Annotated in this window: 26 protein-coding genes; 8 read left to right on the plus strand and 18 right to left on the minus strand. The window is 63.8% G+C overall.

Annotation, left to right across the window (positions count from 1 at the left end; genetic code table 11):
• Nucleotides 1-19: 19 nt before the first annotated feature.
• The 5 genes from rsmG (at nt 20) to Q0X68_RS00125 (ending at nt 4,940) form a co-directional block, all read left to right on the plus strand.
• Complete coding sequence (rsmG, locus tag Q0X68_RS00105) at nt 20-661, plus strand: 16S rRNA (guanine(527)-N(7))-methyltransferase RsmG (RefSeq protein ID WP_297746032.1); 642 nt, start codon at nt 20-22, stop codon at nt 659-661.
• 243 nt (nt 662-904) lie between these two features.
• On the plus strand, nt 905-1,762 hold the full coding sequence (locus Q0X68_RS00110; RefSeq protein ID WP_297746035.1) for a ParA family protein: 858 nt from the start codon (nt 905-907) through the stop codon (nt 1,760-1,762).
• Nucleotides 1,763-1,765: 3 nt separating this feature from the next.
• Nucleotides 1,766-2,635 carry a ParB/RepB/Spo0J family partition protein gene (locus tag Q0X68_RS00115; RefSeq protein WP_297745744.1) on the plus strand — a complete coding sequence of 290 codons (870 nt, stop codon included), beginning with the start codon at nt 1,766-1,768 and terminating at the stop codon, nt 2,633-2,635.
• A gap of 46 nt (nt 2,636-2,681) precedes the next feature.
• Nucleotides 2,682-3,080, plus strand: a complete 399-nt coding sequence (locus tag Q0X68_RS00120) for a DUF3817 domain-containing protein (RefSeq protein WP_297745747.1) — start codon at nt 2,682-2,684, stop codon at nt 3,078-3,080.
• A gap of 87 nt (nt 3,081-3,167) precedes the next feature.
• The gene (locus tag Q0X68_RS00125) at nt 3,168-4,940 is read left to right on the plus strand and encodes a dihydroxyacetone kinase family protein (RefSeq protein ID WP_297745749.1); all 1,773 of its coding nucleotides are present in this window, start codon (nt 3,168-3,170) and stop codon (nt 4,938-4,940) included.
• Nucleotides 4,941-4,943: 3 nt separating this feature from the next.
• Here Q0X68_RS00125 and Q0X68_RS00130 read toward each other — a convergent pair whose 3' ends face one another.
• The 6 genes from Q0X68_RS00130 to trxB all read right to left on the minus strand — a co-directional run bounded on the left by Q0X68_RS00130 (nt 4,944) and on the right by trxB (nt 9,878).
• Nucleotides 4,944-5,648, minus strand: a complete 705-nt coding sequence (locus tag Q0X68_RS00130) for an SURF1 family protein (RefSeq protein WP_297745752.1) — start codon at nt 5,646-5,648, stop codon at nt 4,944-4,946.
• Nucleotides 5,645-6,574 (minus strand): D-alanine--D-alanine ligase, encoded by a 930-nt coding sequence (locus tag Q0X68_RS00135; RefSeq protein ID WP_297745754.1) that lies wholly within the window; start codon nt 6,572-6,574, stop codon nt 5,645-5,647. The genes Q0X68_RS00130 and Q0X68_RS00135 overlap by 4 nt, the downstream gene beginning before the upstream one ends.
• Before the next feature lie 14 nt (nt 6,575-6,588).
• Nucleotides 6,589-7,890 (minus strand): PLP-dependent aminotransferase family protein, encoded by a 1,302-nt coding sequence (locus Q0X68_RS00140; RefSeq protein ID WP_297745756.1) that lies wholly within the window; start codon nt 7,888-7,890, stop codon nt 6,589-6,591.
• A gap of 64 nt (nt 7,891-7,954) precedes the next feature.
• A complete protein-coding gene (locus Q0X68_RS00145) occupies nt 7,955-8,602 on the minus strand; it encodes a hypothetical protein (protein WP_297745759.1) in 648 nt (215 codons plus the stop codon).
• Between the two features lies 1 nt (nt 8,603).
• The gene (gene trxA, locus Q0X68_RS00150; RefSeq protein ID WP_297745762.1) at nt 8,604-8,921 is read right to left on the minus strand and encodes a thioredoxin; all 318 of its coding nucleotides are present in this window, start codon (nt 8,919-8,921) and stop codon (nt 8,604-8,606) included.
• A gap of 21 nt (nt 8,922-8,942) precedes the next feature.
• Nucleotides 8,943-9,878, minus strand: a complete 936-nt coding sequence (trxB, locus tag Q0X68_RS00155; protein ID WP_297745765.1) for a thioredoxin-disulfide reductase — start codon at nt 9,876-9,878, stop codon at nt 8,943-8,945.
• A 98-nt stretch (nt 9,879-9,976) separates the two neighbouring features.
• Between trxB and Q0X68_RS00160 the strand changes: the two genes are divergently transcribed.
• A complete protein-coding gene (locus Q0X68_RS00160) occupies nt 9,977-10,315 on the plus strand; it encodes a hypothetical protein (protein WP_297745768.1) in 339 nt (112 codons plus the stop codon).
• A 36-nt stretch (nt 10,316-10,351) separates the two neighbouring features.
• Here the strand turns inward: Q0X68_RS00160 and Q0X68_RS00165 are convergent, their stop codons facing one another.
• The 3 genes from Q0X68_RS00165 to ptsP all read right to left on the minus strand — a co-directional run bounded on the left by Q0X68_RS00165 (nt 10,352) and on the right by ptsP (nt 14,234).
• Nucleotides 10,352-11,068: a trimeric intracellular cation channel family protein gene (locus Q0X68_RS00165; protein ID WP_297745771.1), complete on the minus strand. Its 717-nt coding sequence runs from the start codon at nt 11,066-11,068 to the stop codon at nt 10,352-10,354.
• Nucleotides 11,069-11,139: 71 nt separating this feature from the next.
• A complete protein-coding gene (locus tag Q0X68_RS00170) occupies nt 11,140-12,060 on the minus strand; it encodes an enoyl-CoA hydratase/isomerase family protein (protein WP_297745774.1) in 921 nt (306 codons plus the stop codon).
• Between the two features lie 500 nt (nt 12,061-12,560).
• Nucleotides 12,561-14,234 (minus strand): phosphoenolpyruvate--protein phosphotransferase, encoded by a 1,674-nt coding sequence (ptsP, locus tag Q0X68_RS00175; RefSeq protein WP_297745777.1) that lies wholly within the window; start codon nt 14,232-14,234, stop codon nt 12,561-12,563.
• A 206-nt stretch (nt 14,235-14,440) separates the two neighbouring features.
• Between ptsP and Q0X68_RS00180 the strand changes: the two genes are divergently transcribed.
• Nucleotides 14,441-14,848 (plus strand): hypothetical protein, encoded by a 408-nt coding sequence (locus Q0X68_RS00180; RefSeq protein ID WP_297745780.1) that lies wholly within the window; start codon nt 14,441-14,443, stop codon nt 14,846-14,848.
• A gap of 42 nt (nt 14,849-14,890) precedes the next feature.
• Here the strand turns inward: Q0X68_RS00180 and yaaA are convergent, their stop codons facing one another.
• The 4 genes from yaaA to Q0X68_RS00200 form a co-directional block, all read right to left on the minus strand.
• Nucleotides 14,891-15,661: a peroxide stress protein YaaA gene (yaaA, locus tag Q0X68_RS00185; protein ID WP_297745783.1), complete on the minus strand. Its 771-nt coding sequence runs from the start codon at nt 15,659-15,661 to the stop codon at nt 14,891-14,893.
• 9 nt (nt 15,662-15,670) lie between these two features.
• The gene (locus Q0X68_RS00190; protein WP_297745785.1) at nt 15,671-16,360 is read right to left on the minus strand and encodes a hypothetical protein; all 690 of its coding nucleotides are present in this window, start codon (nt 16,358-16,360) and stop codon (nt 15,671-15,673) included.
• The gene (locus tag Q0X68_RS00195) at nt 16,357-17,478 is read right to left on the minus strand and encodes a hypothetical protein (protein WP_297745788.1); all 1,122 of its coding nucleotides are present in this window, start codon (nt 17,476-17,478) and stop codon (nt 16,357-16,359) included. The genes Q0X68_RS00190 and Q0X68_RS00195 overlap by 4 nt, the downstream gene beginning before the upstream one ends.
• Nucleotides 17,479-17,674: 196 nt before the next feature.
• Nucleotides 17,675-18,427 carry an ABC transporter ATP-binding protein gene (locus Q0X68_RS00200; protein ID WP_297745791.1) on the minus strand — a complete coding sequence of 251 codons (753 nt, stop codon included), beginning with the start codon at nt 18,425-18,427 and terminating at the stop codon, nt 17,675-17,677.
• Between the two features lie 196 nt (nt 18,428-18,623).
• Here Q0X68_RS00200 and Q0X68_RS00205 point away from each other — a divergent pair, with 196 nt between their 5' ends.
• Nucleotides 18,624-18,947 carry a hypothetical protein gene (locus Q0X68_RS00205; RefSeq protein ID WP_297745793.1) on the plus strand — a complete coding sequence of 108 codons (324 nt, stop codon included), beginning with the start codon at nt 18,624-18,626 and terminating at the stop codon, nt 18,945-18,947.
• Between the two features lie 122 nt (nt 18,948-19,069).
• Here Q0X68_RS00205 and Q0X68_RS00210 read toward each other — a convergent pair whose 3' ends face one another.
• The 5 genes from Q0X68_RS00210 to pta all read right to left on the minus strand — a co-directional run bounded on the left by Q0X68_RS00210 (nt 19,070) and on the right by pta (nt 25,341).
• Nucleotides 19,070-20,776 carry an FAD-binding oxidoreductase gene (locus Q0X68_RS00210; protein WP_297745795.1) on the minus strand — a complete coding sequence of 569 codons (1,707 nt, stop codon included), beginning with the start codon at nt 20,774-20,776 and terminating at the stop codon, nt 19,070-19,072.
• Nucleotides 20,773-21,588 carry a lysophospholipid acyltransferase family protein gene (locus Q0X68_RS00215; protein WP_297745797.1) on the minus strand — a complete coding sequence of 272 codons (816 nt, stop codon included), beginning with the start codon at nt 21,586-21,588 and terminating at the stop codon, nt 20,773-20,775. Before Q0X68_RS00215 ends, Q0X68_RS00210 begins: the two co-directional genes overlap by 4 nt.
• Before the next feature lie 3 nt (nt 21,589-21,591).
• Entirely contained in the window at nt 21,592-22,365 is a 774-nt protein-coding gene (locus tag Q0X68_RS00220) for an SDR family oxidoreductase (protein WP_297745800.1), read from the minus strand.
• A gap of 92 nt (nt 22,366-22,457) precedes the next feature.
• Complete coding sequence (locus Q0X68_RS00225) at nt 22,458-23,129, minus strand: hypothetical protein (RefSeq protein ID WP_297745803.1); 672 nt, start codon at nt 23,127-23,129, stop codon at nt 22,458-22,460.
• Nucleotides 23,130-23,292: 163 nt separating this feature from the next.
• Complete coding sequence (gene pta, locus Q0X68_RS00230; RefSeq protein WP_297745806.1) at nt 23,293-25,341, minus strand: phosphate acetyltransferase; 2,049 nt, start codon at nt 25,339-25,341, stop codon at nt 23,293-23,295.
• Nucleotides 25,342-25,376: the final 35 nt, after the last annotated feature.

The following is a 25,376-nucleotide window of genomic DNA, read 5'->3' on the forward strand; positions in this document are numbered from 1 at the left end:
CGATCTCGGCCCAGTGTCGATGGATGAAAGCGCGGCTCGGGCCGCGCTTTCATCTTTATATCCACAAGCAGCTAAGCAGGTAAATAGATATGTCGACATATTGCTTGACGAGGGGCTTACGTGGGGCCTGCTCGGCCCGCGAGAAGGTGAACGCGTGTGGACACGCCACATCGCCAACTCCATTGCGCTGGTTGACGCGATTCCGGAAGGCCTCCACGTGGCGGACATCGGCAGTGGTGCTGGCCTGCCCGGTATTCCGGTAGCCCTCGTGCGCCCGGATCTCCGGGTTACCTTGGTGGAGCCCCTACAGCGACGGGCGGAGTTCCTGCAGCGCGTCGTGGGGCGGCTGCAGATTCAGGATCAGGTGAGCGTTGTGCGAGCACGTGCGGAAGAGCTCGCCACTGAGGCGAGGCACTCCGCCCTGTTCGACCTCGTGACCTGCCGTGCCGTCGCTCCACTCTCCAAACTGCTGGGGTGGACGGCGGATCTATTCCTGCCCGACGGGCAGCTCGTCGCGCTCAAAGGGCAGTCGGCGGACCAAGAGGTGACGAAGGCCAGCAAGGTTCTCGCTCAACGCCGCTGCTCAGCCGAGATACTTGAGCTGACACTCCCCCAGGGCCTCGAGGGCACAAGAGCAGTGCGAGTCCGTCGCACCTCCTGACCCGAGAGTTGCGTTCCACGTGGAACGCAATCGACATGTGATTGTCGAGTAGAACAGGTAGACTCGCATCGCACGAGCGATTGGAGCACTGTGGCGATCTTTTTCCGCAAACGTAAGTCGACGTCGGACGACGCCCCGTCGAACAGTTCCCCAGAGGGCGGTGCGGACGTTCCACGTGGAACGGAAGACACTGCAGCTCAGCCGCGGCGCGCCAAATTCGACGGGGATCTCGATGAGTACGGGATGGAACCTGAGTCGGAGTATGGCGACGAGCTCCACCCAGACGAGATCGCCACGAGCCGGCTGCCCAAACCGCAGGCACCGCGGGTGATCGTCGTCGCAAACCAGAAGGGTGGCGTGGGTAAGACGACAACGACGGTCAACGTCGCGATGGCACTCGCCATGGGAGGGCTCAACGTGCTGGTGATCGACAACGACCCACAGGGCAACGCCTCGACCGCTCTCGGCATCGAACACTCGCAGGGCACACTAGGCACCTACGAAGTGTTGATCGAAGGTGATCCCATCATCGCCCACGCACAGCAGACCCCTCACTCCCCCAATCTCCACGTACTCCCTGCGACGATCGACCTCGCCGCTGCGGAGATGGAGCTCGCTACGGCAGCGGGACGGGAATCTCGAATGAGTAACGCCATCGACGACTATCTGGAAACGAGTGGCGTCGACTATATTTTCATCGACTGTCCACCGTCACTGGGTCTTTTGACACTCAATGCACTGGTGGCTGCGAAGGAAATCATGGTGCCCATTCAGACCGAGTACTACGCACTCGAAGGCGTGACCGCACTGATGAACACCATCAACCGAGTCAAGGGGTCGATGAACGATGACCTTCGACTGACGAACATCCTGCTCACGATGTATGACCGACGCACTAACCTGTCGAAGGATGTGGCGGAAGAAGTGCGGGCGCACTTCCCCGACGAGTTGCTCGATGTGGAGATTCCCCGTTCCGTACGCATCGCCGAAGCGCCCAGTTTCGGGCAGACAGTCCTTACCTATCAGCCGCGATCAGAAGGAGCCGTCGCCTACCACACCGCTGCGGAGCTCATCGCGAACCAAGTGAAACCAAAGGAGTAACACATGGCGACGACGAAGCCGTCGCGTCTTGGCAAGGGCCTGGACGCACTCATGACGAAGACGGATGACGACGACCGCGTCTCGTTCAAAGAGATCTCACTAGGAACGATTCAGCCGAACCCGAAGCAGCCGCGTCGGGACTTCGACGAAGATGAACTCGACGAGCTCGCGGAGTCGATCAAGGCCTTCGGCGTTCTGCAGCCGGTGGTGGTGCGCCCACTCAAGGCGGGTTCGTATGAACTCATCATGGGAGAGCGGCGCCTACGCGCGAGTGAACGGGCTGGGCAGAAGACGATTCCGGCAGTCATCCGCAACACCGACGACGACTCGATGCTCCGCGATGCGCTCATCGAGAACGTACACCGATCAGACTTGAATCCCATTGAGGAGGCGCTCGCATACGAGCAGCTCCTAGAAGAGTTCGGCTGCACAAAGGAAGAGCTTTCGACAAGAATTCATCGCTCTCGTCCACAGATCTCCAACACACTGCGCCTGCTAGGGTTGCCAACGTCCGTGCAGACCAAGGTGGCGGCCGGAGTGCTCACGGCTGGCCATGCGAAGGCCCTGCTCGGGCTCGACACCCCAGCGGCGATGGAGGCGCTCGCTACGCGCATCATCGCGGAGGGCCTCTCGGTGCGTGCGACGGAGGAACTCGTTGTACTCGACAAGCACAACAGCGAACGCCGCGTGGTGGAGCGCGCCCCGCGCCTTCCGTCGGATCAAGAACGCAGCCTCTCGGCGTCGCTCAGCGATCACTTCGATACTCGGGTAAAGGTGAACATCGGGCGCAACAAGGGCAAGATCACCATCGAGTTTGCGACGGGGGAGGACCTCGAGCGCATCGTGGCGATCATCAACGGCAAAACGATATAAAGACAAGCCATCAAATCACTAAATAGATATAGAGGTATGTCGACAAATGGATGATTTCGAGGAAGTCGAGGTAGAAGCCGACGATCTACGCGAGGTGGATGTGGAAGACTTGCCGGCCATCCGTAGCAGCTTGCGCGTGTACCAGGTGCTCGCCTGGGTGGTGGGCGTGCTGCTGGTCGTGCTCACCCTCATCGCGATGCCCATCAAGTACCTCGCCAACGACGGGCGCCTCGTCCAGTACGTCGGAGTCACGCACGGCTGGCTGTACGCCATCTTGTTGATTAGCGTCGTGAACCTCGGCATGAGGATCAAGTGGTCCTGGAAGTGGCTCCTCGGCATCGCGCTGGCAGGAACGGTGCCGTTCCTCAGCTTCTTCGCGGAACGCAAGGCAACCAAGTACGTGCAGCAGCGCATCGACGAGATCGAAGCGGAACCCACGAACTGAGTCCGTCGCGGCGTGAGACCATGAGGGTGAGGGCCCAGACACGTAGACGTCTGCTACTGTCGAACACCCAAGGAAGGGAATGACGCCATGACCACCATCTTCAACGATCCCGCACAGTTCTCCGAAGAATCCCTGAAGGGGTACGTGAAGCTGTATTCCGATCGCTTGCGAGCAGTGACTGGAGGGGTGGTGCAACGGGCGTCGGGCCCGAAAGTTGCCGTCATCCTGGGCGGCGGCTCGGGGCACTATCCGGCGTTCGCCGGGTTAGTGGGCCCAGGATTTGGGGCGGGCGCCGTCGTCGGGAATCTCTTCACTTCGCCGTCGGCCGCCCATGCATACTCCGTCGGTAAGGCCGCAAACCAGGGTGCGGGAGTGATCTTCACCTACGGCAATTACGCCGGCGACGTGATGAACTTCGGGCTCGCGGGTAGCAGGCTCGAGTCTCAGGGCGTTCCCGCCCGACAGGTGATTGTGACTGACGACATCGCCAGTGCGCCGGCGGATCGTATGAGTGATCGTCGCGGTATTGCTGGTGATTTCTTCGTGTTCAAGATTATGGGCGCCGCAGCAGAGCGGGGAGCGTCGCTGGATGAGGTGGTCAGAGTTGGAGAGTTGGCCAACCGCAACACGTTCTCGCTGGGGCTTGCCTTCTCAGGATGCACCTTCCCTGGGGCATCGGAACCACACTTCACGGTGCCCGACGGCAAGATGGGCCTTGGCCTCGGGATTCACGGTGAGCCGGGGCTTCGTGACATCGACTGGGTTCCAGCGACGGAACTTGGCGAGCTTCTGGTTGACGAGCTGTTGAAGGAACGCCCGGCGGGAAGCTCTGGGCGTGTCGCCGTGATGCTCAATGGGCTGGGTTCCACGAAATACGAAGAGCTCTTTCTGTTGTGGGACATCGTCTCGCGAAGGCTGGAGGCCAACGACCTCGAGATCGTTCTTCCCGAAGTGGGGGAGCTCGTGACGAGCCTCGATATGGGCGGAGTTTCGCTGACCCTTGGATGGCTCGACGACGAGTTGGAAGAGCTGTGGCGTGCGCCGGCCTCCACGCCAGCATGGAGCAGAGGCAGCGTTGAATGGGCATCCGGCGCTGAGGCCACTGACGATGAAGAGCAGTTAGACGCATCGGAAGAGGTCATTGGTTCTCCCAGCTCTCAGCAATCGGCGAGGGCCATCGTCGACGGTCTTGACGAGGCGAATCGAGCGATTCGGGACTGCGAGGAGGCCTTGGGCAGGATTGACGCCGTCGCCGCTGATGGCGATCACGGCCGTGGCATGGTTCGAGGTCTGCACGCTGCTACGAGCGCGGCTCGTGGCGCACTGCAGCAAGGTTGGGGAGCGAACACCGTGCTTCGTAAGGCAGGCGACGCCTGGGCTGAAGAGGCAGGTGGCACTTCCGGCGTGCTGTGGGGAGCGGGACTCGACGCCTGGGCAGGCGCCTTCACGGATACTGCCGAGGCGAGCCCCGAGCAGGTAATCCAAGGGGCCAAGGCCTTCAGCGAATCCATCCAGCACCTTGGGGGAGCGGCCCTCGGGGATAAGACCATGGTGGATGCCATCATTCCCTTCGTCAGCGAGCTGCGCAGGGCCGCAGATGACGGTAATGCCTTGGCGACGGCCTGGGCATTAGCCGCCACCGAGGCGTTGCGCGCGGCTGAGGCAACGGCCCCGCTGACTCCCCTCAAGGGCAGAGCCAGGCCGCTTGCCGAGCGTAGTACCGGACACCCGGATCCCGGTGCCTTGTCCTTTGCGCTCATCGTCGAAGCCATCGGGCGAACGATCTTCGACATCGAAGTGAACGCTGCCGAGGCTTCGATTCATGCAGCCGTAGGCGCGCTGCCGCACCAGGCGTCGTAAAGGTCAGTCCTTCTTTGCCTTGGCACCCGCCTGGCTGCGTGCGAGGCGTTTGCGCTCCTCAACCTGGAATTGCCGGCTTAAGAACACGCCGAACGCGATGGATGCGACGGCAAACACCCACCACTGCAACGCGTACCCCTTGTGCATGGCGGTGCCCTTCTGGTCGGGCAGTTGCACGCGCGCGGGAGCAAGCCCCTGCTGAGCGGAGGCCTGCTCGTCGAGCGTGACGTAGCCCGAAATCAGCGGACCAGGCCAAGTTTGTGCCAGGGTCTGCAGTCGGACGGAGCCGTTTGGACGTTCGGCCGCACTGTCGCTCGCCAGAAACACACCTCGGATGTGCTGTGGGCCCTCCGGTGGGGGAGCCGGCCGCTCACCTGGCCCCACACCTCCACGCACGACCGCCAGCACACGCCCGTCGTCGAGCTGCAACGCGGTGACGACGCGGGCCTCCGTCGTGCCCACCACCTGTTCCGCATCCGGCAGATAGCTTCCCGACGCGGTGACCGTGCGCCCGTAGATATCGTCGACGGAGCCGTCCTCGTGTACCGCCGGTGCAAGTTCGACGGGTGCCTGGGCAGCACGGTCTGCCGCGATCTGTTCGACGGACAACTGGAAGCGGTGCATTTGCCACAGCCCAAGGACGACCATCACGATGGCCACCAGCACACTCACCGTGATGGCCGTCGCCTGCTTCGCGCGCAGGGTCATCTGGCTCGCTCCACGAGCGCGCAGAACACGTCGCCAATGGAGCGCCCCGCGGCTTCAAAGGCGAGGGGGGCCAGTGAAGTCTCCGTCATTCCAGGGGCGACATTGCCCTCAATGAACACGGGTTCCCCGTCGGGGCGCACGATCATGTCCATGCGCGACAGCTGCTCGAGCCCCAGTGCCTGATGCGCCACCACGGCAGCCTCGGCCACCCGGGCGGCCACGTCGTCGGGAAACTCTGGCGGGGTCACGAAGCGCGTCTGTCCGGCGGTGTACCTGGCCTCGTAGTCGTACATGCCCGATGCCGGGCGCACTTCGACGATGGGCAGCGCGACGGGGCCCGCGCCCTCGTCGACGATGGTAACGGCCACCTCGGTACCGTCGACGAATTCTTCGATGACTACGGTGTTGCCGTAGGCGAAGGCGCCGACGAGCGCCGTCGGGAGCTCCTCGATCGATCCGACCATGGCGACCCCCAGCGCGGAGCCGGATGCCGCCGGCTTCACCACGAGGGGGAAACCCAGCCGCGCAGTCAGCGAATCCATGATGCGTTCAGCGCCGAGCTCTTTGAATACGTCTTGTGGCAGCGCTACCTGCTTGGGCGTCGCGACGCCGGCTGCGGCCACGATCGGTGTAGCGATAGCCTTGTCGAATGTTCGACGCGCGGCGCGCCCGTTCGAGCCGACGAACCGCACTCCGAGCGTTTCGAACACCTCCCGCAGTGCCCCATCCTCACCCAGGCCGCCGTGCAGCATTGGCACGACGACGGCGTCGGGGTGCTCGTCGAGGAGGGGCAACAGGCGGGCGTCGACGTCGGCCTGCAACACGTCGTGTCCGGCAGCCCTGAGCTGTGCGGAGACACGTCGCCCCGAACGCAAAGAAATGTCGCGCTCGTGGGAGAGCCCCCCGGCAATGACGATCACGCTCATAGCAACACTCCTTGTCAGCTCAAATCTGGCATGGGTCCGAGGCCGTTGAATCGGTGGGGGTGCGTAGTGGTTGTGCCGAACACCTGCTGCATATCCACCTCGCTGCGAATCACCTTCGCAAGCCGACGTACCCCCTCGCGGATGCGTTCTGCCGTGGGGAAGCAGTACGACAACCGAATGTTGTTGGTGCCCTGGCCGTCGACGTAGAAGGCGGCGCCGGGTACGTATGCGACGCGCGCGTTGACGCCACGGGGTAGCATGGCCTGCGCGTCGATGCCATCGGGCAGGGTGAGCCACACGAAGAAGCCGCCCTTGGGTTCGGTCCACGTGACACCATCGGGCATCTGGCGGGCGAGCTCTTCGAGCATCGCGTCGCGGCGCCCGCGGTACATGTCTCGGTACGACACGATCTGCTGCCGCCAGGGGTAGTGCTCGAGGTAGTCGGCGATCGCGAACTGCGAGAACACCGGCGGACACAGCGTCGCCGACTCCTGCGCCAGGGTGAGCTTCTCGCGCACAGCGTGCGGGGCGAGCACCCAACCAACCCGAAATCCGGGGGCGAAGATCTTCGAAAACGAGCCGAGGTAGATCACCTCGGGGTCCATGGACCGCATCGCTGGCAGCGGCTCTGATTCCAGCGTGAGCAGGCCATATGGGTTATCTTCGACGACCATCACTTGCTCGGCGCTGCACACGTCGAGGATCTCCCGACGACGCTCCACCGGCTGCAGCAAACCCGAAGGGTTGTTGAAGTTTGGAATGGTGTAGAGGAACTTCACGTTCTTCCTCGCGCTGCGCACGCGACGGATCGTCTCCCGCAGCGCGGCCGCGTCGATGCCGTCGCCGTCGGACGGCACGTGCACCACTTCCGCCTGGTAGGAGTGGAAGGTGCCGAGGGCGCCCACATAGCTCGGCGACTCGGCGAGAACTACGTCGCCGGGGTCGCAGAACACGCGCGTCACGAGGTCGAGACCCTGCTGGGAACCCGCCGTGACGACGACATCGTCGGGGTGCGCTTCGATGGACTCGAGCGCCATGACGTCGCAGATGCGCTCGCGAATCTCGGGCTCACCTTGACCGGAACCATACTGCATCACCTGCGCACCGCGCTCGCGGATCAGTCGAGCGACGTTGCCGGCGATGGCGTCGAGGCCCAGATCCTTGATGTTCGGCATGCCACCGGCCAGCGAGACGATCTCGGGGCGATTCGCGACGGCGAACAGCGCCCGCACAGCAGACACCCGCATCCCTTGCGTGCGCACGGCGTAGTTGTCGACGAACCTGTCGAGCCGGGTCTCATGTCTGGGGGTGCTCACCCCGAGCAGTCTACGCCGTGCAGCACCGAACTGGGCCGGAATGCCCAGCTATTCCACACACTGGTCAGCGAGGAATCTGCGCGAGCAACGCCCGCAACGTCTCGGGTGGAAGCTCGGTGGTGGCGACGATGAGCTGCCCCGTCGTCGGCAACCCCTCAGCGCTCACCAGACGCCCGCAGGCAGCGAACGTGGTGTCCGTCGAACGCCCGCACATCTCCGCCGCACCCGAGCCGCCAGATGAGTGGGGTGACGAAGAGCCACCGTCGGATGCATGGGGCGACGAGGGGGCACCGTCGCCCACCCCTTGCAGATCGGTGACACCGGCGTCGGTCATGAACTTCTCGACATCATCGACGGGCCTGGTGAGCACGACGATGAACTGGTTCGAGCCGTCGGTGTACTCACCGCGCAGAATCTGTTGCGACATGTCCGGCGCCGTCGACGGCTCGCCCGCCTTCGACAGCGTGTAGCCTTCGAGCTGTTGGGGCAGCGTCAACGCAGCTGGCGGCGGTGTGGCGCTAGGCGTGGGCGCGGTAGACGCGCCGAGATCGCGGCCGAGCAAGTAGGAGCCGCCGATGAGCGCCACCGCCACCAGCACGGCGGCGATGGTGAACAGGGTCGGAATCGGAGGCTTCGGCTGCTTGGCCTTGCGCTCTGGTTGCTCGCCCTCGACGGCTTGCGCGTTGCTCACTACGTTCTTCTCGTCAGCCACGTCAGCGCAGCTCGTCGATGACCTTCTGCAGCGCCTTCTTCGTCTTGCCGCCCGTGAGCGACTTCTCGACGCTGCCACCTTGGAAGAACTGGAGCGTGGGCAGGCTCATCACACCCTGCTGGGCGGCGAGGCCGGGCTCCGCGTTGGTATCGACCTTGACGAATTTCACGTCGGCGTATTCCCCGTCGAGCTCTTCGAGGATGGGTGCAATCTGTTTGCAGGGCGCGCACCAGTCGGCCCAGTAGTCAACGACGACGAGCCCTTCGTGGTTGAGCACCTCGTCGGCGAATGTGGTCTCAGTAACGGCAGTGATAGCCATGCGTGTCTCCAATCAGTCGAGTCAGTTGCCCAAGGAAGCGAGGAATTTTTCGGCGTCGAGCGCGGCCTTGCAACCGCTGCCGGCGGCGGTGATGGCCTGGCGGTAGCGGTGGTCGACGAGGTCGCCACACGCGAACACGCCAGGAACGTTGGTGATGGAGGTGGCGCCGTCGACGAGCACGTAGCCTTCGGCGTCGAGCTCCACCTGGCCCTGCACGAGTGCGGAGCGCGGGTCATGCCCAATCGCGACGAACACGCCGCCCACCTCAAGCTCGCGCGTCTCGCCCGTGACCGTGTCGGTGAGGATGAGCGCCTCGACGGAATTCTCACCCTTGATGCCGGTGACCTGCGAGTTCCAAGCGAACTCGATCTTCGGGTCGTTCATCGCGCGCTCGGCCATGATGTGCGACGCGCGCAGCTCGTCGCGACGGTGCACCACCGTGACCTTCGAACCGAAGCGTGACAGGAACGTCGCCTCCTCCATCGCGGAGTCGCCTCCGCCAATCACGGCGATGGGCTTGTCGCGGAAGAAGGCGCCGTCGCAGGTGGCGCACCAGCTCACGCCACGTCCGGAGAGGCGGTCTTCGTCGGGGAGCCCGAGGCGACGGTAGCCAGAGCCCATCGCGAGAATCACCGCACGCGCGCGGTACTCGGTGCCGTCGGAATCCTTCACCACCTTGATGTCGCCGGTGAGCTCGACGGCCTCGACGTCGTCGGTGATGATCTCGGCGCCGAAGCGCTCGGCCTGTGCGCGCATCTGCAGCATGAGGTCAGGGCCCTGGATGCCCTCGGGGAAGCCTGGGAAATTCTCCACATCGGTGGTGTTCATGAGCGCGCCACCGGAATCCAACGCGCCCTCAAACACCAGCGGCGCGAGGTTGGCGCGGGCAGCGTAGATCGCTGCGGTGTACCCGGCAGGGCCGGACCCGATGATGATGATCTCGCGAACGTCGGACATGCATCTCCTTGCGGCAAATCGTGCTAGCCCCACCATCCTAGACGCTTGCCAAGAGGTCCACGTCTCGAGTGCCCCCACCGTCGGTAGGCTGTATTGCTATGAGCGAAATTGGCCGCGACGATATCGAGGCGGCGCTGGAGGTCCGCAAGGAACGCGGTGCCGAGATCGAGCCCGCGCTGGTGGACGCGATGGCGCACAAAGTTGAGGCGACGGTGCGCCGGCGGTTCGAAGCCGAGGCTGCCGAGCGTCGACGTAGCGCGATTGCTGAGCAGTCGAGCAGGGGAGGGCGCATCGCCGTCGCCGTGGTGTCGCTCGTCATGGCCGTCCCCCTCACGGCCATCGTCCTGGATGCCGGGCTCCTCGCGCTCGCCGTCGTGTGGACGGGCATCGCGCTAGTCAACATCGCCCTCGGAATGCGGCGCCCGCCGAAGAAGTAGGGGATCGATCTTGGCGCTCAGCTGATGCCGGGGCCGTCAATGCTCCGACGGTGTGGCTGGCGACGTGGGCTCCTCGGGCGAGCGACCGGTGGTGCGGTCGCGCAGATTGCGCAGGGCACGTCGGATGGCTCGCCGGTTGTCGAAGTAGCTTTCGTCATAGTGGAATATGGGCAGGTTGATCCGGAAGCGGATCGCAAGGACGCGCAGTACGAATCCGACGGCCAGCGTGATACCGACGGCCCAGCTCGTTGATGCTCCAGCGGTCAAGAGCCCGACGTAGCCGAGTCCGCAGACGGCCGAGATCGAGCCGTAGAGCTCCTGCTGGAAGACTAGGGGGATGCGGTCGCAGAGCAGGTCGCGCATGATGCCGCCGGAAACGCCGGTGAGCACCGCGGCCATGACCGCGATGACGACGCCGAAGCCCATGTCGAGCGCAGCTTGGGCGCCAAGGATGGAGAAGACGACCAGCCCGAGGGCGTCGAGCAGCAGGAACCACTGTCGAAAGTACTTCATGAGGTGGGAGATCGACATCGCCACCACCGAGGCGCCGACGACCAGAAGGAGGTAGAGCGGCTCCCGGATCCAGATGAGGGGGTGGTTGTCGAGCAACACGTCGCGGATGGTGCCACCGCCGAGCGCCGTCACGAAGCCGACCATAATCACGCCGAACAGATCCATGCGGGCCTTGCCCGCCGCGAGTGCGCCGGTCATGGCTTCCGCAGTGATGCCGACGATCCACAACCAAGTGAGCATGCCGTCTCCCTTCAGAGCTGGACTCCAAGGTAGCCGGTGCTGGCGGTGTTGGGTGTCGTCGGTGATGGGAGTTAGGCGAACACCTCGTCGACGGCGGACTCCGGCACGTCTTCGAGACGCTGCCAGCGCCACTGCGGGCGGTTGTCTTTGTCGACGAGTAGCGCGCGCACGCCCTCGGCGAAGTCGATGGGAATCATGCGTTCGGCCAGGCGCAGATCTTGGCCGAATACCTCGGATAACCGCAGGTTGGTGGCACCACGCAGGCCGCGCAGCGCGACGTGCACCGCGAACGGGCTGTGCGCGCGGATGTCGGTAGCGGCAGCGTTCGCATCCGGGTGTTCATGCTCTTCGAGGCGACGCACGATCTCGACGGCGTCGTCGCCCTGGTAGCACTCCTCAATCCATTCAGCCTCGGGTGAGAATAGCGGAGCGGGGAGTTCGCCGTCGCGGGAATCGTCGGCGATGTTGAGACGCAGCGCGTCGCCGCCGGTGAAGGTGCGGCTGGTGAGCGCGAGGTGTGTGCCGACCGCGCCGGCGCGCGAGAGCTGGTACATGATGGCGCAGTCGGGGAAGAAACCGATCTTCGTTTCGGGCATGGCCAGCGTGGAGGATTGCCCGACGATGCGCCTCGCGGCATGTCCGGTGAGGCCCAGCCCACCGCCCATGGTGATGCCGTGCATCTGCGCGGTGACGGGCGCGGGGGAGGTGGCGAGCATCATGTCGACGGCGTACTCGAGTTCGAGGAATTGCAGCCAGGGGCCATCGTCGAGAAGGTTCTGGCGCAGTTCGCGCACGTCGGCGCCCGCGCAGAACCCGCGCTCGCCTTCTCCTCGCAGCTCGATGGCGGTGATGGTCTTCTTGTGTAGCCAGCGTTGCAGTGTCTCGTAGACGGCTTCGAGCATCTCGAGATTGAGCGCGTTGATGGCGCGTGGGCGACACAACGTGAGGTGGCCGACGCCGTCGATGATGTCGCTGCGAATGAGTTCCGTCATGGGCCATGAGTGTACCGAGCGTACTTCGCTCTCGTGCGACTGAGCGCACACCAGATGCCGAAAACCGGCCCGCGAACCCCATAATCGGCCTCTGGTGTGCGCTCAGTCGCGCTGCGGGGAGGAAACATAAGAGGAGGCCGGACGCATGGGGGGGGAGCGTCCGGCCTCGGCCACGCGTTTCCAGGTAGTTGATGGGGGGGAACTTACGTACCTTCAACTGCGTGGCGAATGAAACAATAGCTCGGAGGGGGGTCACTTCAAAGCCGAGATGGCAAATACACGCATTTTCATTCGTCGTAGGTTCGAGTGATCCTTTTCTTGCCCGGTTTGGTGTCCTGACTAGGCGACTTAATTGAAAAGTAGCGGATTATTCGAACCCGAAGTTGGCCTTGCTCTGGCCGAAGTGCATCGGTTTCTTGGCGCCGCACTCTTAACGCCGGGCACACCAAGCAGCTATCCACCAAAGCTTCGATCATCGACGATGAAGCCCAGCAGCTGGCTCAGAGCACCTGCTTGAGATCAGGGTGAGCGAGGGAGTGCACGGCTCGCCGCGCCGCCGTCGGTGAAGTGGCAGCGAGCACGGCCTCCAACATCTCCTCACAGTCTGCGACGGTGTGCCGCGCCAGTGACGCACGAACCAGCGGCACCCGGGGCAGCGCCATCGACAGCGACTGCACCCCAGCCCCTACGGCCAGTAGCGCCAGGAGCGGGTCGCCACATGCCTCACCACACATGCCGATGGGTTTGCCCGCAGCCGCCCCCGCGTCGGCGGCGAGCTTCGTGAGCTGCCACAAGGCGGGTTGCCAGGCGTCGAGGAGGTCGGCGAGCCCACCGTTCAGGCGATCGGCAGCGAAGAGATACTGCGAGAGGTCGTTCGTGCCGAGCGATGCGAAATCGCAAGCCTCCAGCACGTGGCTCGCCTGCAACGCGGCGCTAGGTACTTCGAGCATCGCCCCGACGTGCGGGATCTCGACGCTGTGCGCGAGCTCGTAGAACCAGGCCGCCTCGGACGCAGTGGAGACCATCGGCGCCATCACCCATACATCGGTGCGCGTGATGCGGGCGGCCTGCGCGATCGCCGTGAGTTGATCGGTGATGATGCGGGGCATCACCCCATAGAGCCGCATCCCCCGCATCCCGAGCGCAGGGTTCTCGTCGATGCTGGTGGGGACGAAGGGAAGTGGCTTGTCAGCGCCAGAATCGAGCGTACGGATGACGATCTTGCGCCCCTGGAGCGCCTGGAAAATACGACGGTAGGTGTCGGTTTGCTCCTCCACACTCGGCGCCGTCTGCCGCCCCAGATACAGGAACTCGCTGCGAAACAAGCCCGTGCCCTCAACGTCGGAGCGGCCGGCAGCCATCGCGTCGGCAACCGTTCCCAGGTTCGCCAACAGCGCTACCGGCCTACCGTCTTTTGTGTGGCCCGGCCCCCCGTCCTGCTGCTCGAGCGCAGCGCGACGCTCCCCTTTGCGAGCCCACTCGTCGGTGTCGTCGTGGTTGGGATTGACCGCCACCTGCCCGACGGTGCCATCCACCGCCAGGAACGTGGCATCCACGTCAAGGATGCCGGCGCACTGCACGACGGCGGGGATGCCGAGCTGCGAGGCCAGGATCGCCGTGTGCGACGTCGGTCCGCCCTGCTCGGTCACCACCGCCAGCACCATGTCGGAATCGAGGCCGACGGTGTCCGCCGGGGCGAGCTCCGTCGCGACGATCACCGCCGGCTCGGTGAGTTCCGGCAGGCCAGGCTCCGGGCGCCCGAGCAACCTGGCGTGTGCGCGACGATGCACGTCGCGCAGGTCGGCCACCCGTTCCGCCATGTAGCCGCCCAGGCTGCTGAGCATCTGCGCAAAGTGGTCGATGGCACCCGCCAGAGCGCGGAGTCTGCCCTTGCCAGCCCGCAATTGCCGGCCCACCTCGTCGCTGATCGCTGGATCGCGGGCGATCATGGCAGTGGCGCGCAGCACGTCGGCCGAATCCGGTTCCGCGACGGACTCCGCGCGTTGCTCCATGCCGCGCGCAACCTCTTCCAGCGTCGCGACGATCAGCCGTTGCACCTCGTCGGGATCCGCTTCGACGGGCTCCGTCGCCGGAAGCTCGACCGCGTCGTGGTGCACGACGACGACACGGCCCTGCGCCAACCCAGGGCTGACCCCGATGCCGCTCAATCTCATAGTCACAGACTATGGTGCCGAGGGGGCACAACGACTCCGGCGTACCCAATGAATCGCCGCCTCGCTTGGTGCCCACCTTGCGGGGAGATCGTCGGGATGCGCACGCCTCGATATGCGCTTGCCCCCGAGGTATTGGTATTTTTGACTCGGCTCAATGTTGACTGCTCTCGTGGTGCGTCACGAAGGCAAGCTGAGAAAGGAAACACATGTCCCAGTACGGTCAGGACCCACAGGGAGACTACAACCAGCCGAACTACGGTTCGCAGCCGTACGGCCAGTCGCAGCAGGGCGGCTACGGCAGCTACCAGCAGCCCACCGGCATGCAGCAGTACGCCGCGTACGGGCAGCAGGCGGAGCACCCCCAGGCTCAGACGGTGCTCATCCTCGGCATCCTCGGTTTCTTTACTAGTATCACCGCGTTCATCGGCTGGTACATGGGCGGTCAGGCCAAGAAGGAGATTGAGGCCGGCGCTCCATACTGTTGGGATGGCAACCTCAAGACCGGCTACCTCATCAGCAAGATCCTGTCGATCATCTCCATCGTCGCTTTGGCCTTCATCGTGCTCATGTTCATCCTCATGCTCGCAGGCCTGTTCGCGATGGGCAGCATGTAAGCACTAGGGCATCGTCGCCCAAGTCGAAGCGGTCGGCCAAAGCTACCGGATGAACACCGGTTGGTCTTTGGTCGACCGTTCTTCGTCATAGCGGTATCCGAGCCCGTCGAACTGGGTGATGGCGCTCGCCGTGCGCACTCTGTTGCGCACGAGCCAGCCCGCCATCGCGCCGCGCGCCCGTTTGGCGTGGAACGATACCACGCGGGGGGTGCCGTCGGGGGCGCGATCCTCGAAGCGTGGGCTGATGACCCGCCCGCCCAGGCGCTCGGGCTGGACTGCTTTGAAGTACTCGTTCGACGCCAGGTTGACCAGCATATTCGCGCCCGGTGAGGCGTCGAGATCGCGACGCAGCGCGTCGGTGATGCGGGTGCCCCACCACTCGTACAGATCGTCGCCGCGCATGGTGGAGAGCTTCGTGCCCATCTCGAGGCGGTAGGGCTGGATGAGGTCGAGCGGGCGCAGGATGCCGTACAGGCCCGAGAGGATGCGCAGTGTTTTCTGCGACTCGGTGAAGTCGCGCGCGTCGAAGCTGCAGGCCTCCAGCCCACGGTAGACGTCTCCGTCGAATGCGAGCACCGCGGGCTTCGCGTTGGAGCGGGTGTGCTCCGGCTCGTAGGCGCGGAAGCGCTCGACGTTGAGCGTCGCAATGTCTTCCGAGACGCTCATGAGCGCCTGGAGATCGTCGGCTGACTTCGCCCGCAGCACCTCGACGAGCCCGGACGTTTCACGAAGCATGCGCGGTTCGGAGTGCTTCTTCGTGCAGGATTTCGAATCGAAGTCGAGCGTCTTGGCGGGCGAGAGCACGGAAAGCATTCCCTCAGTCTATGCGTTGTGCTGTGGGCGTCGAAGCAAAGGGCGATTACGAAGCACATAGACCGCGATGCACACTGCAACGAAGGCACTGGTGCCCACGTAGTCGCTCCAATCGAGTGGTTCCACTCGATACCCGTGTTGGAGCAATGGGAAGTCATACTGGCCCTGAAGCAGGTACAGACCGAGCAGCCACAGCAGGGACGTTGCCGGCCCAACGCTGGGCCCGATGACGGCGGTGGTCGCATAGGTGATGGCAATGACGGCCGCAGTCGTGGTTGCGCTGGTGGCCACCAGCGCAACCGGGGAGAGGAAGTCACGGTTCGCCCAGACGTACTCGGCTGCGATGTCAGGGGAGATATGCACGAACCAGTTGGAGACCTCCCACGTCAGGCGAGCGATGATGCCCATTACCGATGCCGCGATGATCACGAAGGCAGCGCCCAAAGCCTCGCGCAGCCAAATGCGACGCGGTGACTGCATGTCGAGCCACGAGAGACGTGGTGTGAGCGCATAGATTCCCACCGTTCCCACTAAGACCGGCAGCGCATCGATGATGGCCATGGGCCGAGGCTGGTCGACTTTCGACCAAGGCTCTGGGCCCAGTACAGGGATGTACCATCCGACGATGAGGATCACGAGCGCTGCTAGCCAAGTGATCAGCAGCACTGAGGGGACTCGGCCGCGAGTCCATCCGTTCATGGGAGGTCCTTGGTAGTCAGCGAGCATGTCCGAGCAGCAGGTGAGGTGGAAACGACCCAGCGCGCGAAGGCCTCATCCGTAAGGCTCGTGAAACGCTCCGAATATGGGGAAGCCATCGTTTCGCTCATGGCTTGCGTGAAGATGGCTTGGACGCTGTTGTTTGCCCGCGGTTTGGCTCGGCGCAAGAGTTCGGAATGGGCCGCATCGAGCACCGCAAGATGCTCTTCGGAGCCCTCGGGGCACAGTGCGCTGGGCATCAAGGCCGCGGTGCTGTTCCAGATCACTTCGAGTTGGGCGGTGTGAACGCTGGTACGGCCCGGAGTGAGATGGATGGCTTGAGCCTGTCCAGGGCTGGGCGAGGCCTCAGTGAACAGCCAAGGGGAGGAAGGCCGCAGCACCTCGATGAAAGGAGTCAGTGCATCGATGAGAGCGGCCCGTTTGGGTTCCGAGACGGGATACAGACAGAGTTCGAAGCCATTGTGCCGGGTGCACCGTACTTCCTCGTTGGGATCATCCACGTACAGCAGCGGCATCTGGAAGGCGACCACGGCTGCGACGCTGACGGGCAGCAACCAAAGCAGGGCGGGCTTGAGCGTCTGCCACCGATGGGCTACTCGCCATCGCGCGCATGCAGCAGCAACAATGCAACCAACTAGCCACACCAGTGAATAGAAGAGGATACGCAATACCTCAGTCTGCCAGACTGGCATCTCGCCCAGACCCGCCCCCGCCAGTGACCAGAAGTAGCACAAGGACATGATCGACACCGGATGGTTGGTCAATAGCTGGTCGTTGATGACATACGGTGGAACGAATATCCAAGCCATCAGTGACGCGGGAGTAAGAAGTAGGCCCAGTCGCGGTCCGACACACGCTGCGATACCGCCTGCCACTGGGATCAAGGAGCACACTGCCACCAGCAGTGCCAGCAAAGCAAAGATGTCGCCGATCGTCCAGTGCTCCGCGGTGGCCAGCGCGATCGTCACAGGCAAAAGCATCGCAGCCAAGCCCACCCCGACCGCGGTGGAGATCTGCACCATCTGGCTGAACACGATGGATCCACGAGCGCGCGCCGGAGCTGCGCCCACGACCACGGAATCGGCGCGATGTGGCAGCATTGCCCACACCATCAGCCACCCCAGTGGAAGCGCCCACAAGGCGAGGCCACCTCTCACCGCGTCAGCCAGGTCCCGAAGGGTAGCAGGGTTGAGGGGATCGGTGAGCAGGGGCAACGTGAGTACCACTGTGATGGCAGCCGAACACAGTCCTACACTCGTGAGCTGCCAACGACGAAACGGAATCGTTGGGGACAAATCAGTCCCTCCTCGACGCCAAGACCGCATGGTAGCCAGCTTCCAACGAAGAGGCGTATGCAGCATCGGGGTCGGATCCAAGCTGCTCAAGACCTGCGATGGTGCCGTCGTATGTGATGCGGCCAGCATGCATGACGACAACCTGCGAGGCAGAACGAGTCAAGTCTTCGACCAGATGAGTCGAGATCAAGATGATTGAATCACGACCCAGTTCGGTGATCATGGTGCGTAACTCGAATCGCTGTTGTGGATCAAGCCCGACGGTGGGCTCGTCGAGCAGCAGTACCGCAGGCCGGTGGACCATGGCGCACGCGATACCGAGCCGTTGTCGCATTCCTCCCGACAGCGATCGGGCCAACGAGCGTGCGCGGCCAGCCAAGTCGACTCGCTCGAGGATGTCGTTGGCCGCATCATGTGCCTCGGACCTGTCCAGTCCATGGGCCCATGCCGCGTACTCGACGTTGTGCCGGACTGTGCTGAAGCCCATGACGTCGAAGCGTTGTGGCAGATATCCCAGCAGCGCGCGGGCCTGATCGGGCTCACGCGTGATGTCGAGGCCATCGAATGTGACGGACCCAGTCTGGGGAACAAGAACGGTCGAAAGGACCTTCATCAGCGTTGACTTGCCGGCACCATTGGGGCCGAGCAAGCCGACGACGCCGCTGTGCAGCTGCAACGAGACATCGGTGAGCGCAGAGCGCCTGCCGTAGCGATGGGAGACACCCTGCAACTCGACCGTGGTGACGCGAGTCAACTATTTGCTCCAAGGAATGGTGGTGCGAGAACGGGCAGTCTGACCAGCGGCGGTCTTCGCATATGAGTAGAGTCCCCAGCCTTTTGCCTGCCTCTTATCGCGAGTCCAGTCCAACTGACCACGCCAGTTGATCGCGGTCTTGGAGGAGTGGACGAGTTCGCCATCAAACCAATTGGGTTGATCATGGTAGATGTAGATGTCGATCCTGGTTGCGCGGCCGGAGCAACCTGTACGCCCCGCCTTAGCAACCAAGTTCATTTCGCCAGTCTTCCTCGGCGTCTCTGCGAACGCAGTACAGCCTGAGCTTGTTGCCCCCATGGCGGGCAACGCTATCGAGCCCAGCGACAAACAGAGCAACCCGATGACGGTTGCAGATAACTTCGTCGTGTATTTCATGGTTTCCCCTTCCGTAAAGTGTGACGTCGTTGCCACGAAGCCATCATGGCATCCAATTGAGGGGGGGCAACACTACATGGCTTCCTCCGCGCAGGCGTTGTTGCTCATTCGGTCCGCTCTGTGACCCGCGGGGACCGCGTGTGGCCAGGCGGGACAGTTTTCGACTTCCAGATTGTGTTTTAGCCTCCACCGAGGCGAGTTTCGCAGTCTGGAAGTCGAAAACTGTCGTTTCGTGTCCGAGTTTCGTCAGTGGAGCGAGTTACTGGAGACGCCGGGCTCGCCGTCGTGGACGATCTTGCCGGGGTTCAGATTCTTGCCCGGGTCGATGCCCTCGAACAGCACCCGCTGCACGTGCACGCCTGCCGGCGAAATGTCCTGCTCCATCCACGGGCTGTGCTCTTCGCCCACGCCGTGGTGGTGCGACACCGTGCCGTGGTGATCCATGAACGCCTGCTGCACGGCCTGCTTGCACACGTCGTAGCTGTGCTCGGCCGTCTCCGTGTTGTCGTTGATGACGAACGTGAAGTACTGACACGCACCTGCGTGGTACGAGTGCGATAGGTGGCAGAACACGGTGCCCTGACGCCCCGTCGTTTCCAGTGCCTTAAAGAAGGCCTTGCGGGTTTCGTCGTAGATTTCAACGGCCTTGCTCCACGGCGTGGTGGTCTCGGACACGTCGCAGATCAGGCCGCGGTCGAGCATGTAGTCGCGGATGTAGGGGGTGTCGTACTTCTTCTGGTCGTACATGCTGCCCGGGCCGGAGCCGACGCCGAAGCCGCCGTGCTTGCGCACGATCTTGCTGACGAGGCCCTTCTCATAGCGCACATGGTTGGGCGACCCCTCAAAGCCGACGAGACACATGGCGATCTGCTCCAGATCCCACTTCTTCACTTCCATGAACTTCTGCACGGCCTGGTTCGACCACTTGGAGATCTTGGAGCTCGATTCCTTGCCGTTGGCCATGATGTACTGCGTCTCGATCGCGTCGGAGACGCGCGCCATCATCACGTCGGCGTCGGACTCCACAATCTCCTGGCAAGCCTTGAGGCCGGCGTAGTAGTCGGGGAAGAAGTATGACTGAATCTCGCGTGCCTCGGGGATGCGGTGCACCTGCATCCACGCCTCGGTGATGATGCCGAGGCGCCCCTCGGAGCCCAGCACCATCTCGCGCACGCTCGGGCCCGACGACGTCGACGGCAGCGGGCGCAGTTCCAGCACCTCGCCCGGCATCACCATGCGCAGGCCGCGCGTGATGTCGGCGATGTCGCCGTACTTGTCGGACTGCATGCCGGTGGAGCGCGTCGCAATCCAGCCGCCGAGGGTCGACCACACGAACGAGTCAGGCTGGTGACCCATCGTCCACCCCCGCGCGCCCAGCTGCTCTTCCATGTCAGGGCCAAATACACCGGCCTGGATGCGCGCGAGGCCGGACTCCTCGTCGATCTCCAGCACCTTGTTCAAACGCCCCATGTTGACGCTCACGACGGCGCGTTGCTCGTCGGGCTGCGCCTCCAGGGCGCCGACGATGTTCGAGCCGCCGCCGAACGGAATCAGCACGGCGTCCGCCTCGACGACGGTGTCCATGATCTGAATGATCTCGTCCTCGTCGGCGGGGTAGAGCACGACATCGGGGATGCGCCCCAAGTCGCCGCGACGGATGCGCATGAGGTCGCGTACGCCCTTGCCGTAGCAGTGCACGACGCGGGTCTCATCGTCGTCGTGGAGGTACTTCTCGCCGACGATCTTCCGCAGCTTTTCGCGCAGCGTGTCGTCGATCTGCGGCGCTGGCACGTCGAGGCTGGAGAAGTCAGGCTTCGCCGGGGTGGCGTCGTAGATGTCGAGGCCCACCATCTTCTTCACGAAGGAGCGGAACTTGGGCCGCCCCTCGTCGGAGTAGCCGAGGTGCTCTTCACCCCAACCCCACCACTTTTGCTGCTTGACGTCGTCAATCATTCGTCCTCCTGACGGGTTGCCTGTTGTTTGGCCTGACGGGCCAGTCGATCAACTTCAGATTTCGCCGCCTCTTCGAGCGCGGCGTTACGTGCATATTCGACGAGGGTCTTGCGCCCGTAGGCCATGGCGGTGTTGTCATGGAGCTCGATCAGCTGCCTGCGCATGCGCTCACTGAACGAGTGCGCGATCTCGCCACGCTGCGGGAACATCGGCCGCCCAATCACGACGTGCACCTCCGGCCTACCGCGGGGCATCTGGCGCTGCTGGGCTGGCCAAGCCTCGTACGCGCCAACCAGCGCGATGGGCACAGCCGGGCAGCCATTCGAAATACACAGCGCCGCAGTGCCGTGGTGGAAGCGGCCCATCGCGCCGGTGCGCGAACGCGTGCCTTCGGGGAAAATCAGCAGCGGGACACCGTCGGAGAGCAGCGCCGCGGACATGCCACGCTGCCCCTTCTTGGAACCCTTGCCGCCCTTGCCGCGGTCGATGGGGTAGCCGTTCATGAACAGGCTCATAGGGGCGGACTTCCACCACTTGTCGTAGAAGTGATCCCCCGCGGCGCCGACGGCGACGTGCGAGCTGAGCTTGCTGGGCAGTGACGTCAGGATGAGCGGCGCGTCGAAGTGGGAGCTGTGGTTGCCGAACACCACGAAGGGCGCCTCGAGGTTGGCAATGTTCGCCCGCCCGTGCACGCGGATTGTCAGTAGGCGTTGCAGCGCGGGCCTGAGAAGCAGCATCTGCGCTGCCTGCCGCGTCGCCATGCTGGTACGTTTGGAGTAGCGCTTCCGTTGAACTTCGAGTTCCTTCGCCATGTGTTACTTCTTGCGGGAGTTAGTGAGTTTGCGGGAGAACCACCGCAGGAACGATTTCGGGGCAAACTTCGCGACGATGAGCGCAATCTTCCATTTCAGCGACGGGATGCTCACCGGCTTGCCCTTTTCCGCGTCGGCGAGGCACTGGCGGATGAGGGTGTCGATATTGATCCAGACGAGGTCAGGGAGGCTGTGGGCCTTGATGCCGGCGCGCTCGTGGAACTCCGTCTTGACCCATCCGGGGCAGAGCGCGGTGACGGTGACGCCCGTGCCGTGCAGTTCGACGCCCAGCGACTCCGAGTAGTTGTACGCCCAAGCCTTCACCGCCGAGTAGTTTCCGGTGAAAATGAATCCGGCCGACGACGCGACGTTGATGATGCGCCCCTTGCCGCGGGCGCGCATGGCTCGCCCGGCTGCGCCTCCCAGGATCAGTACTGCGAGGCACATCACGTCGAGGGCGCGCGCGTGCTCGACGATGTGCGCGGGGTCGAGCACCGTCGAGTGGAGCCCGAAGCCGGCGTTGTTGATGAACAGGTCGAGCGGTTTCGACGGGTCTTCAATGATCTCCGCGATGCGTTCGACGTCTTCTCGCACCGCCAGATCCGCTTGATGCGTCTCGACGGACACGCCGAACTTTTCTTCGAAATCCGACGCGATCGACGCGAGACGCTGCGCGTCGCGGGCCACGAGCACAAGGTCTGTGCCGCGGCCCGCGAGCTCACGTGCGAATGCCAGCCCAATGCCGGAAGTACCGCCGGTGATCATCGCTGTAGCCATGAATCCAACCGTAGCGCGTCAGCGTGGTAATCGGCTTCTGAATGTCGCCAATCTTGCAAGACGACGCTTGTGGGCTGCACCGCTGTGCGCGATCAGTCGAACGACCAGCGGGCGTGAGCGCCCAGCGAGTTGTCGTAGCTGACGAGGATGCCGTCGATCTCTTCATTCGTCATCTCAAAGCTCAGGAAGCCAGAGACGCACTCACCGGGTGCTAGTTCCGCGGTCTCCGGGTAGGCAGGCTTGTAGCCACCGGAGGTCTTGCGCTTCAACTCAGTACCGGAAGGCACCAGCTCGTGCTTCCAAGCCGACGCGTTGACGGGCATCTTGCCCTTGTCCTTGAACTCGTCCGGGAGCTTCGTTACGCAGGTCTCTGCGTAGATGCCGGAGAGTCCATCGATCTGTTTCGGCGGGTTGTCTGGTTGGGATACCTCGACAGTGACGTAGTTGAAGGTGAACTTCGCGTCACCGTGGGCCTGCTGTTCCTTCTGATCCTCGTGGTTCACATTGGAGCCGTCGCTAGTTTGCGGAGAATCACCAGTGGATTCAGGGGCGCTCTCGCTGGACTCTTCGTCCGTGCTGGGCGCGGGTTCCGTATTAGTGGAGGTTGAGGCATCCTCGGCTTCGTTCGGCGTCTCAGTCACCGTGACGGTGGGTTCACTCGTCGGGGTAGAGCCGCTCGCGTTGTCCTCGTCGGCGCCGCAGGCTGTAACACCAAGTGCCAGGGCTGCTGCAGAAGTGATGCTTGCGATGGTCTTGATGGTCATTTCGTCCTCCTCATATGCGGTTGGACTACTTCAACCCTTACACGCCGGAGGGCCACATTCGAGGGGGATATCGAAAAGATGACCGTTATCCTCCACTAGAAGCGGTAGCCACCCCCGATTCGAAAAATTTTTTCAGGCGTGGAGGATAACGGTCAGATTGGGGTCAGAGGTGCTGGGCCTGCACGGCGGTGATGGACACCGCGAGCACGATTTCCTCGACGCTCGCCCCAGACGACGTGTCGTTGATGGCCTTGCCCAACCCTTGCAGGATAGGCCCGACGGCAACCGCGCCGGAGTGACGCGCGACGGCCTTGTAGGTGTTGTTTCCGGTGCTGAGGTCGGGGAACACGAACACCGTCGCCTGCCCGGCTACCTCGGAGCCTGGCATCTTCCGCTCGGCGACCTTCGCGTCGACGGCGGCGTCGAACTGCATTGGCCCGTCGATCTTCAGCTCGGGGCGACGTTCGCGCACCAGGTCGATGGCCTCACTGATGCGCTCGCTTTCCGCATTCTCGCCGCGGCCCGTGGAGTACGACAGCATCGCGACACGCGGCTCGACGTCGAAGTAGCCGGCAGTCTCGGCGGAGCTCAACGCGATGTCCGCGAGCTCCTGCGCCGTCGGATGGGTGTTGACAGCGCAGTCGGCGTAGACGAGCACCCGGTCTGCCATGCACATCAGGAACGATCCAGACACGACGCTGACGTCGTCGCGCATCCCGACGGTGTCGAGCGCGGGACGAAGCGTGGCGTCGGTGTTGGTGTTGATGCCGGTGACCATGCCGTCGGCCATGCCGAGCTGCACCATCATTGAGCCGAATGTGTTCACGTCGGCGAGCGCCGCGCGCGCATCGTCGACGGGGGTCTCGGGGTGCAGCTTGCGGTAGCCGTCGGTCAAGCGATCGAGCACGGCGGCATCCGTGGGGCTCACCACGTCGGCGCCAGAGAGGTTCAGCCCCAGCTGCGACGCGCGCCGAGAGATAGCGCCCGACTCGCCGATGAGCACGATGTCTGCCACACCGCGGGTCATCACCACCGACGCGGCCTGCAGCACGCGATCGTCGTCGGTGTTGGTGAGGATGATGCGACGATGCTGCGTGCGCGCCATCTGCATGAGCTGGTGCTCGAACATCGTCGGGGTGCGGAGATCGGTGCGGGGCAGGTCGATGGCGGCGAGGAGCTGCTCGCGGTCGACGTAGGAGGCGAACAGGTTGCGGGCGGCCTCGATCTTCCTCGGCGACGAGGTGGAGAAGCTGTGCACCGACTGCAGCTTAGCGGCGGTGGAGAAGGTGTCTTGCTTCGTGATGCCGATCGGGAGATCGATGTTGGCGTCGGCGAAGAGCTTCTGCATCGACTCGGGAATCTCGAACCCGCCGGTGAGGATGAGCGAGGCGAGCGGCCCGTACTCCGGCGAGCGATGCGCCATGATGAGCGCGGGCACGAGCTCGAGGCGGTCCGCGGGGAACACCACCGTCGCTTCGCGCTGGAGGTGCGGCAGCAGGTTGGGCAGCGTCATCGCGCCGACGATGGTGTGCAGCGCCTCGCCCTTCAGCAGCGCCTCGTTGCCGCGCCAGAACTGGACGCCGGCGGCGTCGAACTGCTGCTGCACGGTGGGTGCGTTGAGCATGGCCGAGTAGGGGACGACGGCGACGGGCACGTCGCGGATGGCGCGCAGTGCGCTGGCGTACTCGTCGCGATCGGCGGGGTTGGCCTGCGTGCCGACGATGGAGATCACGGTGTTGTGGTGAGCCTCGAACGCTTCGACGGCGCCCTCCGTGCGGCGCTGCACCTCGTCGGGGGTGTACCCGGCGAGGGAGGTGACGAAGAGCACCGGCGCGTTGAGGTTTGCGGCGAGCAGGGAGTTGCGGTCGAGTTCCTGCGTCGACTCGATGTCGGTGTAGTCGGAGCCGACGATGACCATGGCGTCGCATTGCTCCGCCAGCGTGGTGTATTTGCGGACGATGGTCTCCATCGCCGCGAGGGGGTCGTCAGCGTACTGCTTGTAGGTGACGCCGAGCGCGGAGGCGAGCGTCTGCTTCGAGTTTCGGTGGCTGAGCAGGGCTTCGGCCACCTGGTCTTCGTCGAGAGAGTGCACCAGGGGACGGAACACGCCGACGGTTTTCACGCGGCTCGAGAACAACTCGAGCACGCCCAAGGCGATGGCCGACTTGGTTACCTGCCGCTCTGCAGCCGAGATGTACACGCTTTTCGTCACGCTGTCAGCCTAGCGAAAGACCCGCAAGTTCGAGG

Origin of the sequence: uncultured Tessaracoccus sp., assembly GCF_947286155.1 — a bacterium.
In the GTDB taxonomy this organism is placed as follows: domain Bacteria; phylum Actinomycetota; class Actinomycetes; order Propionibacteriales; family Propionibacteriaceae; genus Arachnia.